Origin of the sequence: Lentzea aerocolonigenes (assembly GCF_000955955.1) — a bacterium.
Lineage (GTDB): Bacteria > Actinomycetota > Actinomycetes > Mycobacteriales > Pseudonocardiaceae > Lentzea > Lentzea aerocolonigenes_A.
In genome coordinates this window covers 1-13,894 of the sequence record NZ_JYJG01000181.1, presented here as the reverse complement: position 1 = coordinate 13,894, position 13,894 = coordinate 1, and the positions used below count along the sequence as shown (strand labels likewise).

Here is a 13,894-nt window from a genome sequence, read left to right as displayed (position 1 = left end):
GAGGCCTTCGCCGAGCTCCCGGCGCGGGCCGGACGGTTCGACCGGACCGCGGTGTTCAAGGACACCGTGGAGCTGCGGACCTACAACCGGCCCGGTCTGCTCGGCGACCGGGAACGCGTCGTGCGGGTCGACCTGTCCGCGGACCTGACGAACCCCCGCATCGTCTCCGTCGACACCACGCACAAGTTCTCCACCGCTGAGGTGGTGGAACACGGCCGGACCGCTGAAAGGCAGAAGGGCAAGGGCATCGAGGTCGGTGCCGGCGCTGTCGACGTGCCTCCGCTCGGCCACGAGTTCGCCTCCGTCGTCGCGCTGGGCGCCGGCGGCGTGAACTACACGAGCAGGCAGGGCTCGACCGAGGGCACCGGTGTCAAGGAGACCCTGGTCCACACTCGGTCCGAGCGTGCCTACCTGGTCGCCTTCGACGCGACGTACGACGTGCACACCACCAAGCGGCAGCGCTGGCACGACTTCCTCGGCGGCCAGCACGACGGCCGCGGCACTTCGGACGCGATGCGCGTGCACGTGCCGGACGCCGCCACGGCGTGGATCCCCGCCAGCGAGATCCACCAGATCGGTCTGCTGCGGGACGCGGACATCGAGCACCTGCTCCCCGAGGAGGCGAAGGCCTACCGGCGCACGAACGAGGGTGAGACCGACTCCAGCCCGGAACGCGGCTCGGAACACCGTTCGGACAACGACAACGACAACGACAACGGTTCGGACCACGGCTCGGACGAGACAGGGGCGCGTGACGAACGTGGCCCGCGGCAGGAGAACGCCGACCCCGACGTCGCCGCGCCCTCCAACGTGGGCCGTGGCAGCGGCCGGGTGGAGCTGCACCGCCTGGAGGCGGGCAAGGAGCTGCTCTTCCAGATCTCCAGCAGGATCGACGAATGGTCGGTCGAGCAGGGCGCCAGGAGCATTCCCGCCTCGGTGGTCGAGCTCGCCCAGGAGGTGCTGTCCTCACCCCGGTCCGACCTCGTGAGCCGCGGCGCCGGCGACTTCGGCTCCATCAACGACCGGCTCGTCAACGACGTGCTCGGGCCGACCCTGACCGGAGCGGAGTTCAGCCCGGCACTGCGCAGCATGCTGAACGGCGGCCTGCCGGTCTTCCTGCCGGCCATCAACGTCTTCGGCCGCGTCGAGCAGCTCGTGGTGCTGCGTGCGAACCTCGGTCCCGGCGAGTTCCACCGCCTCGCCTTCGACGAGACGGTCGAGGCCCAGACGGCGGCGTCCCGGACCTCCGGGTCCTCCACCAGTTCGGTGTGGAGCATGGACTGGGGCATCGGCGCGCAGGTCGGGCTGGGCAAGAAGGGCCTCCCCGCCGGCGGCTTCGGCCTCAGCGTCGGTGGCCTCGGGGAAACCACGACCACCCGCACCGTGACGCACGAGCACAGCGAGACCGTGACCGCCAAGAGGTCGTTGGACGCCGTCGAGTTCCTGCACGACCTGCACGTCACGATGGACGTCTACAACTACTCGCGGGCCACCAAGTTCCGCCGCTACTTCCCCGGCAGCACCTGGTACGAGAAGCCTTGGTCCACCGACTTCACGCTGCCGTCCGCAGTGCGCTCGGTCGTGCCGAAGGACGAGACGGTTCCGGTCGACGGGCACCAGACGCCGTCGCAGCGGGAGGCCACCGGGTCGCTGAAGGAGTGGCAGCAGGCACGGGAGCTGCCCGCCGGGCTGAAGGACGAGACGCCGCTGCACGTCCGGCCGTTCGACTCGCCCGCGTTGCACGAGGCGCTGGAGGTGCTGGCGCGCGGCGACGGCCCCCGGCCCGTGCTGCACCCGCGCGCGATCCACCAGTTGCAGGCGGCGACCGGGTCCCTGCCGCTGCGGGCACACCTGCGCGGCCTGCTGGCCGGCGAGCCCTACACCGTCAAGATCACGTCGGATGCGGTGCGACAGGTCGACATCACGGCCGACGTGGTGAAGCGGGAGCTGATCGGCCCGGTGCGAACCGAGCTGACCACCAAGACGTCGGACACGGACACCACGAAGGTCAACCGGACCACCAGTGTCCAGACCGGCCTGATGCCGGCGGCCACCGCCAGTGCGGTGAACCTCGACAACGCCAGGCAGCGGCCCGGCTTCAACGTGATCGAGAACTTCGTGAAGGCGGTCGACTACCAGTCGAAGGCCGAGCAGACCGTCAAGACCACGAAGGAGACCTCGTCGGAGGAGGGCGCCGCGCCGACGGGCAGGGGCGACGAGCGCTACCTGGTCCGGCTCACTCCGCAATGGACGGTCACGCCCACCTTCCGCAGCTCGAAGGCGCCGGAGGCCTGGACAGAGCCGGTGCGCACCGTGCCGGACAGCCCCATCGTCATCGAGACCGACCGCGCCGGCCTCGAACAGCTCGGTCTGGCCGAGCCGGTCGACGCGGGAACGCGGACCGGCACCGAGATGCCGCCGTCGGAGAGCGCTCGGCCGAGGAAGTCGCTGCTCGACCTCCTGAACGAGCCGATCGACGAGGAGCCGTCGCCGGGCGGGCGGAGGACGATCGAGGACTTCCTGCGCGCACCCGAGGAAGCGAGTCCCAGGAGGACTGACGAAGCCGCTGAGGCAACGCCGGGAAGGCTCGACACGATCGACGAGGGCGACGAGTCCGTCCTTCCTGCCGTGGACCGGGAGGCGGCGCCGGTTCGCGGCACGGTGGCCGAGCTCGACCGGATGACGTGGACGGACCGGCGGCCGTTCGGGGTGGACCCGAGCGGGGAGATCCGCCACTTCGAACCGGGTGAGGTGCGGGTCCGGCCGTTGGTGCGGGGCGGCGAGGAGATCGGCCTGACCTTCCTGTCCGGCAAGGAGGGCACACGTTCACTGAAGTGGGGGCAGGCACCGGCGGAGTCGCACCTGCGCGGCTACGTGCACCCGGAGACGTCCTCGGCGTTCCCCGGTCTTCGCGGTGCGGAACGGATCGTCTCGCCGTGGCGGGCCGACGCGCAGTACGTCGCGGTGGCCGGCGGAGAGCGCCACTTCGAGCTGCGGCTGAGCGACGGCACGCCGCTGCGCGTGGACGGCACGACGTTCGCCGAGGTGTTGACCGGACTGGACTCGTTCCGCCGCATGTCGGAGCACAACGAGGCCGCGTCGCTGGTCCTGTTGTCCGGTCGCAGCGGTGCCCTCGACGGGCCGGGTGGTGCGGCGCGGGACTTCGAGCGCGGGCTGCGGGATGCCGCGATGGACCACCTGGTGGTGGCGCCGACGACGGACGTGCGCCTGCGCGGCCCGTTGTTCGGAGGCGCCGGGGCTCTGCTGGACCGCGGCGGCGAGACCGTGCTGGACCGCGGTGGCCGGTGGCGTGCGTTCCCGACGCCGGACGTCATCGAGAACTCCGTGCTGCCCGCGATGATCGGTGACGGCCGTGCGCCGACCACCTTCCGCACCGGCGACGTGCGGGCCACCGCGATCCACCGCGCGGACGGCACCCCGGCCGGCGTGGCCTTCACCGTGGGCCGCGACCTGCGTGACGACATGGGCGCCGTGACGTCCGAGCCGACCGGCACCACGCGTCGCTACGACGCCGGATACCCGACGGAGGAAGGTCTCGACGCCGCCGAGACGCAAGGCCGGAGCCATTCCGAAACCGCGCCGTGGCCGGAGAACTCCTCCTACGTCTTCGCGCACGGCGAGGGCGACGCCGTGCACCTCGACCTCGTCGACGGCCGCACCGTCCAGGTCGACGGCGAGACCTTCGGCCGGGTGCTGCACGACCTGAAGGCGTTCCGCGACGGCACGGCGGGCACCGAGGCCCTCACGCTGATCTCGTGCGACACCGGCGTGATCCCCAGGGCGGGCGGCGTGGCGCACGACCTGCAGCGCGCGCTCGACCAGTTCGGTCACCGCCAGCCCGTCGTCGCGCCGACCCGCCAGGTGGGCACCTGGCGGCACGGCGACGGCACCTGGGAGCCGTGGATCGCCGACGCCGGCACCTGGGAGAGGTTCGCCTCCGGTGACGTGCGGCAGCTCGGCGTGCGCACCGCGGACGGCGAGTGGACGTCGTTCGCGCCCGCCGACGTGCGGTCCGTGCCGGTGGTGCGCGACGACGGCCGCGTGGCCGGTGTGTCCTTCCGGCCGGAGGTCGCGTCGACGCCGGCGGGACGGGCGTTCGTCGTGGACGTCGAGTCCTCTTCGGACGGCTGGCTCACCGTGCGCACCACCGACGGCATCGCGCTGTCGGTCGACGGGCCGACGTTCGCGCGGGTGGTCGCTCAGTCCGAGCCGTTCCGCACCGCGATGGGCGATGGGGAACAGGTGCCGCTCGCCCTGGTGCCGTCGACGGCGGCGGAGGTGCCGAGCCAGCGCCAGGCTTTCCATGACACCCTGCAGCGGGAGTTCGGCTTCCGCGAGTCGGTGTACGAGATGCCGGTCGGGAGAGCCGGGACCGAGGCCGTTCCCGGCACGTCGGTGGCGCGCGACGCCGAGGTCGTGCGGGACGCGGCCGATGAGATCCAGCTCGACGGGGCGAGGGCGAGCACCGACGAGGTGGAAGGCGCCGCCTCGCCGCAGGCCGACGACCGGCCGTCCGGTGAGGACCCGAGCGGCGAGGTCCGCCGGTTCGAGCCCGGCGAGGTGCAGGTGCGTCCGCTGGTGCGCCAGGGCCAGGAGATCGGCCTGACGTTCCTGTCCGACAAGGAAGGCACGCGCTCCCTGAAGTGGGGAGAGGCTCCCGCGGAAGCACACTTGCGCAGCTACCTGCACCCGGAGACGTCCTCGGCGTTCCCCAGCCGCAGCGGTGCCGAACGCGCGGATGCGCCGTGGCAGGCGGACTCGACCTACGTCGCGGTGCGCGGCGGCGAGCAGTCCTTCGAGGTGCGGCTGACCGACGGCACGCCGTTGCGGGTGGACGGGTCGACGTTCGCGCGGGTGCTGTCCGAACTGGACGTGTTCCAGCGGATCTCCCGGCAGAACGAGTCCGCTCTGCTGGTGCTGCTGTCCGGCCGGTCCGGTGTCCTCGACGGACCGGGCGGCGCGGCGGCGGACCTCGAACGCGGGCTGCGGGCCGCCGCGATGGACCACCTGGTGGTGGCGCCGACCGCGGACGTGCACCTGCGGACCCCGCGGTTCGGCCGAGGTGGCGAGCTGGTGCTGGACCGGGGCGGCTCGTGGCGTGCCTTCCCGTTGCCCGACGTGATCGAGAACCTGGAGCTGTCCGGGGTCCGCACCGACGGCACTCCGGTCACGTTCCGCACGGCCGAGGTGCGCACTCGCGCGGTCACCGGCCCGGACGGCACCAGCATGGGTACGGCGTTCGTCGTCGGACCCGAGCTGGGACCCATTCGCGGCGTCGAGCGGGACCCCTACCTGAACCGGACGTTCCTCTACGACGAGGGTTTCCCCGAGAACGGGAACTCCAGGCCGGACGGGTCGCCGCCCGGCCGCTACGAGATGCCGACCTGGCCGGCGGACTCGGCCCACCTCTTCACCCACGGCACCGAACGCACGATGTACGTGGAACTGACCAACGGGCGCATCGCCGAGGTGAGCGGCGAGACCTTCGCCCGCGTGGTCAACGACCTGCGCCCGTTCCGCCAGATGCTGGCCGAGCGTCAGCCGGGTGCCATCCTGCTGATGTCCTGCACCACCGGTGCGGTGCTCGGAACTGGTGGTGCCGCGCACGACTTCCAGCGGACGCTGGCCGAGTTCGGGCACCACCAGCCGGTGGTCGCGCCCACCCGCCCGGTGGGCATCCACGGCTGGAGCGGCCGCGGCTGGGAAACGCGCGTCAAGGACGGCGGCAACTGGGAGCGGTTCACGGCGGCGCCCGCGCACGTGCTGGGCGAGTTCACCAGCCCGGACGGCACGGGCCGGTGGGACTCGTTCGCGCCTGACGCAGTGCGCTCGGAGCCGGTCGTGCGCGACGGCCGGGTGGTCGGCGTGTCGTTCCGGCCGGAGGGCTCGGTTCTGGAGGCCACCGGCGGCAGGATCGCCGACGGCGGCGTACCGGAGCGCGCGTTCGCCGTGGACGTCGAGTCGTCCTCGGACGGCTGGTACGTGGTGCAGACCTCCCGCGGTGACTCCGTGTTCGTCGACGGTCCGGCCTTCGCGCGGGTGGTCGCCGAGTCCGGGGCGTTCCGCGGTGCGGACGAGGCTCCGCTCGCGCTGGTGACGTCGACGCCGCTGGACACGTCGGGAGAGGGCGCCGCGTTCCACGAGGCGCTGGTCCGCGACTTCGGCTTCCGCGAGACGGTGTTCGAGCCGCGCGGCGCGGTCGAGGTCGTCGAAGGCGTGGACGGCACGCCGATGCTGCAGGCCGAGGACGGCTGGACGGCACACCACGAGTCCGGCACGCCGTTGTCGGAGGAGATCCCGTGGGCGGATGAACGGCCACAGGGCGTCGACCTCGCCGGTGAAGTGCGCCGGTTCGAGCCCGGCGAGGTGCAGTTCCGGCCGATGTTGCGTGACGGGGAGCCGGTCGGCCTGACGTTCCTGAGTGGTTCCGAGCAGACGGCCTCGCTCAGGTGGGGAGGCGCACCCGAGAATGAGCACCTGCGGACGTTCATGCATCCCGAGGGTTCGTCGTCGTTCCCGAGCCGCAGGGGCGCCACCGAGATGGCGGGTCCGTGGCGCCGGGACGCGATGTACGTCGCGGTGCGCGGCGGGGAGAACTCGTTCGAACTGCGCCTCTCGTTCGAACTGCGCCTGACCGACGGCGCGCCGGTGCGCGTGGACGGGTCGACGTTCGGGCGGGTCGTGGCCGAGCTGAGGCCGTTCCGCGACATGACCAGGGACAACGCGGGCGGCTCGCTGGTACTGCTCTCGGGCCGGTCGGCCGAAGGTGCGGCGGCGCGCGACTTCCAGCAGGCGCTGGCGGAGCAGGGCTGGGACCACCTGGTGGTCGCGCCGACGACCGACGTGCACCTGCGGACGCCGCTGCTGAGCCGGGGTGGCCAGCTCGTCGTGGACCAGGGCGGGTCCTGGCGGGCGTTCCCGCTGCCGGACGTCGTCGAGGACCACGTCCTGCCCGCGCTCACGACCAGGAAGGAGCCGACCGAGTTCCGCACGAGCCAGGTGCGGGTCACCGGGGTCGTCGATGCACAGGGCAGGACGGTCGCGGTGACGTTCGGCATCGGCGCGGAGATGCGTTCAGACGTGTCGTACCTGCGTCGTCCCGACGGCGGTACGACGTTGCTGCTGCCGGAAGGCGACCACGGCCAGCGGGTCGAGCAGGACTTCGACGAGGGGCGGGACGGGTCGCAGCCGGCGCCGTGGCCGGAGCGCTCGGCGTACGTGACGCTGCACGGGTTCCCCACCCACGCGTTCCTGGAGCTCAACGACGGCCGCAAGGTCGGTGTCACCGGTGACGTGCTGGCCGACGTGCTGCACAACCTCCAGGTGTTCCGCGACCTGATGTCCGCGCGCGAACAGGAAGCGCTGACCCTGCTGTCCTGCTCGACCGGTGCGGTGCGGGCCGCAGGTGGTGTCGCGGACGACTTCCAGCGCGCACTGGCCGAGTTCGGCTACCACCAGCCGGTGGTGGCGCCCACGAAGCCGGTCTACCTGCACACGTTGCGCCGGACCGTGTGGGAGACCTTCATCGAGGACGGCGGCCGCTGGGAGCAGTTCTCGTCGGGCCTGGCACCGGCGCTGGGCAGGTTGTCCGAGGAGTCCCGGTGGGTGCCGTTCACGCCGGGCGAGGTGCGTTCGGCTCCGGTGCTGCGCGACGGCCAGGTCGTCGGTGTGTCGTTCCGGGACGGCGGTCCGGCCTGGGGCGAGACGGGCGGCAGGTTCACCGCGCCGGTGCCGGAGCGGTCGTTCGTCGTGGACGTCGAGCCTGCCGGTGACGGCGAGTTCGTGGTGCGCACCTCTCGTGGTGACGCCGTTTTCGTCGACGGCCCGGTGCTCGCGCGGGTGGTCGGTGAGTCGGAGGCGTTCCGCGGTGCGGAGCGGGCTCCCGTCGTGCTGGCGCTGTCCGAGCCGGTGGACGTGTCGGGGCAGGTCCGCGGTTTCCACGACACGCTGGTCCGCGACTACGGGTTGCGCGAGTCGGTGTTCGAGTCGCGCGGCGGGGTCGAGGTCGTCGCGGGCGCGGACGGCACGCCGGTCCTGCGGGCCGGGGACGGCTGGGCCGAGCACCCCGGCACCGCCTCGGCACCGGCCGACGGCGTGGCGCCGCGCGACCTCGACGCGAGGGCTGACGCCGAGGACGCGGTCGCGCCTTCGTCTTCACCGGGCCGCGCCGGCACCGATGAGGAGATCACGCCGGCGGAGGCCGACGGGGGCAACGCCCCGGACGACGGTGGCGAGCAGAGTCCGGTCGACCGCACCAGCGACGACGGGGAGAGCACGCCGTCGGACGAATCCGAGCACACTCCGGTGCCGCAGCCGCCGCCGTGGGTGGACCGGCGGCCGATGGGCGTCGACCTCAACGGCGAGGTGCGCCGGTTCGAACCGGGCGAGGTCCGGGTCAGCCGGATGTGGCGGCGGACCGACCCGATGGGGCTGTGGAACGACAACCCGGTCGGACTGACGTTCCTCAGCGGCAAGGACCGCACCAACTCCCTGAGGTGGGGTGCCGAGCCGAGGAGCACGCACCGCCAGACGTTCGTGCACCCGGAGGGATCGTCGTCGTTCCCGAGCAGCAGGGGTGCCGCGGAGCAGATGGGCCCGTGGCGCAGGGAGGCGATGTACGTCGCGGTGCGTGCCGAGGGCGGCACGTTCGAGCTGCGGCTGAAGGACGGCTCGCGGCTGGGGGTGGACGGCTCGACGTTCGGCCGGGTGACGGCCCAGCTGAACAAGTTCCAGCGGATGATGAACCACAACGAGAGCGGCACGGTGGTGCTGCTGGCGGACCGGTCCGGTGTCGGTGGCGCGGCCGCGGACTTCCAGCGGGCGCTGGCGGCTCAGGGCTGGCACCAGCTCGTGGTGGCGCCCACGGCCGACGTGCACCTGCGGACGGACTGGCCGGGACGCGGTGGTCAGATCGTCGTTGACCGCGGTGGCTCCTGGCGGGCGTTCCCGGAGGCCGAGGTGGTCTCGAACCGGCTGATCGAGGCGGAGACGCGGTACGGGACCTCGACCGCGTTCCGCTCGAGCGAGGTGCGGATCACCTCGATCAACGGCCCGGACGGCAAGCCGCAGGCGGTGACCTTCCAGATCGGAACCGATCAGCGCTTCGGGCTGAGGTCGCTGTCGCGCCCGCACGAGGGCACGACCGGGCTGATGCCGGCGGGAGTGCGCAGCTTCGCCGAGGTCGATCGCGCCGTGCGGACGGGGCGGGCGGACGTGCAGCTCGCACCGTGGCCGGAGCAGTCCGCGTACGTGAACATGCACGGCAGTCCCGAGACCGTGACGGTCGAGCTGAACGACGGGCGCACGGTCAGGGTGCGGGGCGAGGAGTTCGCCGGCCTGTTGTTCGATCTGCGGGCGTTCCACGACCTGATGTCCGCACGTGAGCAGGAAGCGTTGACCCTGCTGTCCTGTTCGGTCGCCGCAAACCGGCGCACCGGCGGTTTCGCGCACGACTTCCAGCAGGCGATCGCCGGGCTCGGGTATCACGGGCCGGTGGTGGCGCCGACGACAACGCTCATCACTCACACACTCCGGCCTGGTGTGTGGGGAACGCAGGTGGTCGATGCCGGCCGGTGGGAGCACTTCTCGTCCCGCGGGGCCGCCGTGCTGGGCCTGCTGGCCGACGAGGCCCGCTGGGCGCCGTTCCAGCCGCGTGAGGTGCGGTCGACGCCGATCATGCACGGAGACCGCCAGGTCGGCGTGTCGTTCCGGCGGGACGGCGCCGGGGAGACCGGGCCCGTTCCCGATGGCGCACAGGCCAAGCAGTTCTCGCAGCGGACGTTCCACGTGTCGGCTGAGTCCGATGTGGACGGTAGGATCCTGGTGTACACGGGCGAGGGCAGGCCCGTGCACATCGATGGTCCGGCCTTCGCACGGGTGGTGGCCGAGAGCGAGACGTTCCGCGGCATGGGGCGCATCCCGAGTGGGGAGCCGCTGGCGCTGGTGATGTCGACCCCGCTGGACGGCCCGACCCAGGGACGCGCGTTCCACAACGCCCTTCGCGTCGAGTTCCTCGTCGAGAACCCGGTCCACGAGCCCAGGGGCGCCGCCGGTCTGCGCGACGGTGCCGTGTGGACCCAGGACGGCTGGACCGTCTACGACCACAGCGACAACCTCACCGTCCGCGTTGTCCCGGGTGGCGCCGACACGACGTTGCGTGGCGTGGACCTGTCCGGTGAGGTGCGCCGGTTCGAGGCGGGCGAGGTCCAGGTCCAGCGGATGTGGCGGAAGACCAACCCGCTCGGCCTGTTCAGCGATCCGGTCGGGTTGACCTTCCTCACCGGCCCCGCCCGCGACACCTCCCTCGCGTGGGGTGCCGAGCCCAGGAGCACGCACGTCCAGACGCTGGTGCATCCGATGGTTTCGCCGTTGGGCGTCATCGGCGAGTCCAGGCAGACGACCGCGTCGTGGCGCGAGGATGCGACGTACGTGGCGGTGCGCGGGGACAGCGACTACTTCGAGCTGTCGCTCAAGGACGGCTCGTCGCTGCGGGTGGACGGCTCGACGTTCGGGCGGGTGACGTCCCAGCTGGACAAGTTCCAGCACGTCGCGAACCGCAACGAGGGTGGCACGGTGGTGCTGCTGACGAACTGGTCCGGTTCCGGCGAGGCGGCGCGGGACTTCCAGCAGGCGCTGGAAACTGCGGGACGGCGTGAGCAGGTGATGGCGCCGACGACCGAGATCCGCCTGCGGACGGACGAGGCGGGAGCCGGTCAGATCGTCGTGAGCCACGGCGGGACGTGGCGGGCGTTCCCGGCGGCCGACGTCCGCACGAGTGACGTGCCGGTGGCCGAACACGGCCGCCCCACCGCCGGACCGGACCCGGACGCCGGGCGGACGCCGGGGGCCACTGGGGAGTCGTCCACGCGCACCTACGGGTTCGGGCGGTTGCGGGGTGTGGACGCGACCGGTGACGTGCGCCGCTTCGAGCCGGTCGAGGTCCAGGTACGGCCGATGACGCGCGGCGGTGACCAGGTCGGCCTGACGTTCCTCACCGATGGCGAGCGGTCCGCTTCGCTGCGGTGGGCTCGTGAGCCCGGCAACGAGCACCTGCGGACGTTCATGCACCCCGAGGGTTCGTCGGCGTTCCCGAGCAGCAAGGGCGCCGCGGAGACGGCGGGTCCGTGGCGGGCGGACTCGATGTACGTCGCGGTGCGGGGCGGCGGGGACGCCTTCGACCTGTGGCTGAGCGACGGCGCGCGCGTGCAGGTGGATGGGTCCACTCTCGGCCGGTTGATGGCGGAGCTCGCGCCGTTCCGCGCGATGACCGAGAACAACGACGGCGGCACGCTGGTGCTGCTGGCCGGCCGGTCGGGTGAGGGTGCGGCGGCGCGTGACTTCCAGCAGGCGCTGGCGGCGCGGGGCTGGGATCACCTGGTGGTGGCGCCGACGGCCGATGTCCACCTGCGGACCGCGTGGTTGAAGCGCGGTGGCCAGATCGTCGTGGACCGGGGTGGGGCCTGGCAGGCGTTCCCGCTGCCGGACGTGGTCGTGGACCGGTCCCTGCCCGCGCTCACCATGAAGGCGGAGCCGACCGTGTTCCGCACCGGCGAGGTGCGGGTCGCCAGGGTCGACGACCGGCAGGGCGGGCCGGTCGCGGTCACGTTCATGACCGGGTCGACGCTGCGCGTCGACCAGGACCTGCTGAGCCGCCGTCACAACGGCACCACGTGGCTGTTGCCGGAGGGAGACCGCGGCGAGAGCTTCGATCAGGACGTGGCCGACGGCCGGATCACGCCGCAGCCGGCGCCGTGGCCCGAACAGTCGGCGTACGTGACGGTGCACGGCCGTTCGCACCTCGTGGGGCTCGAGCTGACCGATGGCCGGAAGGTCCTGGTACGCGGCGACGTGCTGGCCGAGGTGCTGCACGACCTGCGCGTGTTCCGGGACCTGATGTCGGTGCGCGAGCAGGAGGCGCTGACCCTGATCTCCTGCGAGGTCGGTGCGAGGCGCGGCGTCGGTGGTGTCGCTGACGACTTCCAGCGCGCGCTGGTCGAGCTGGGCTATCACCAGCCGGTGGTGGCGCCCACGAAGTCGACCGCGCTGCACGAGCGGAGCAAGACCACCTGGGACACCAATGTCATCGACGGCGGCCGCTGGGAGCAGTTCTCGTCTGGCGCGGCAACGGCGCTGGGTAGGCTGCAGGACGATCCCCGGTGGGTGCCGTTCGCGCCGGGCGAGGTGCGGTCGACTCCGATGGTGCGCGACGGCCGGGTGGTCGGCGTGTCGTTCCGGGAGGACGGCTCGGCCTGGGCTGCCACGGGCGGCCGCGTCGAGGACGGTGCGCTGCCGGAGCGGGCGTTCGTCGTGGACGTCGAGCCGGGTGCGGCGAACGAGTTCGCGGTGCGCACCACCCGCGGTGACACGGTGTTCGTCGATGGCCCGGTGCTCGCGCGGGTGGTCGGCGAGTCCGAGGCGTTCCGCGGCGCGGAACGGGCACCTGTCGCGCTGGCCGTGTCGCAGCCGGTGGACGTGTCGGGGCAGGTCCGCGGTTTCTACCAGACGCTGATCCGCGACTTCGGCTTCCGCGACTCGGTGTTCGAGTCGCGCGGCGGGGTCGAGGTCGTCGCCGGTGCGGACGGCACGCCGGTCCTGCGGGCCGGTGACGGCTGGGCCGAGCACCGCGCCGCGCGCCTGGCATCGGCCGACGGCGGGGTGCGGCACGACCGTGGCACCGATGCGGAGGTCACGCCCGCGCCCGGTCATCGGAACCTGGACGCTCCCTCGCCGCAGCGGTCGCCGTGGGTGGACCAGCGGCCGATGGGTTACGACGCCAACGGCGAGGTGCGCCGCTTCGAGTCCGGCGAGGTCCGGGTCCAGCGGATGTGGCGCAGGACCGATCCGCTGGGACTGTTCAGCGAACCGGTCGGGCTGACGTTCCTCAGCGGCGGCGAGCGTTCCGCGTCGCTGAGGTGGGGTGCCGCGCCCAGGAGCGAGCACCTGCGCACCTTCGTGCAGCCGGTGAGCGATTCCCGGTTCCCGAGCAGCAAGGGGGGAATGGAGGCTCCCGCACGCTGGCGCAAGGACGCGATGTACGTCGCGGTGCGGGGTGCCGAGGACTCCTTCGAGCTGCGGCTGACCGACGGCTCGCGGGTGCGGGTCGACGGGACCACGTTCGGGCGCGTGGTGTCCGAGCTGCCGAAGTTCCAGCGGATGGCGGAGGCCAACGAGGGCGGCGCGGTGGTGCTGCTCGCCGGCCGGTCGGGTGCCGGTGTGGCGGCGCGGGACTTCCAGCAGGCGTTGATGGCGAACGGCTGGCATGAGCTGGTGGTGGCGCCGACGACGGACGTGCACCTGCGCACGGACTGGCCGGGCCGTGGCGGCCAGATCGTCGTGGACCGCGGTGGCTCGTGGCGGGCGTTCCCGCTGGCGGACGTGGTCGAGGGCAGGGAGCTGGAGGCGCGCACCCTGGGGAGGGGCTGGCCGACCAGGTTCCACACGAGCGAGGTGCGGGTCGCCTCGATCAACGGTCCGGACGGCCGTCCGCAGGTCGTGTCGTTCGTGGTCGGGCGGGAGCTGCGCCACGACGTGACGGAACTGTCGCTCCCGCACCGGGGCACGACGTCGCTCATCGAGGGGAGGTCGGATCACGGCAGGCCGGACCGTTCGCAGCCGGCGCCGTGGCCGGAGCGGTCCGCCTATGTCACTCTGCACGGAAACCCCGGCAACGCGCGGCTCGAGCTGACCGACGGCCGCACCGTCACCGTGAGCGGTGACGCGCTGGGCGAGCTGCTGCACGACCTGCGGGTGTTCCGCGACCTGATGTCCGTGCGCGAGCAGGAAGCCCTGACCCTGGTGTCCTGCCTGACCGGTGCGGACCGCTTCGGCGGCGGCATCGCGTTCGACCTGCAGCGCACGCTGGCCGACTTCGGAT

1 protein-coding gene is annotated in these 13,894 nt (G+C 72.4%); it reads left to right on the top strand.

Annotation, left to right across the window (positions count from 1 at the left end):
• Positions 1-13,894: hypothetical protein (locus UK23_RS52885; RefSeq protein WP_045313877.1), on the top strand; the 13,894-nt coding region annotated here is incomplete at both ends.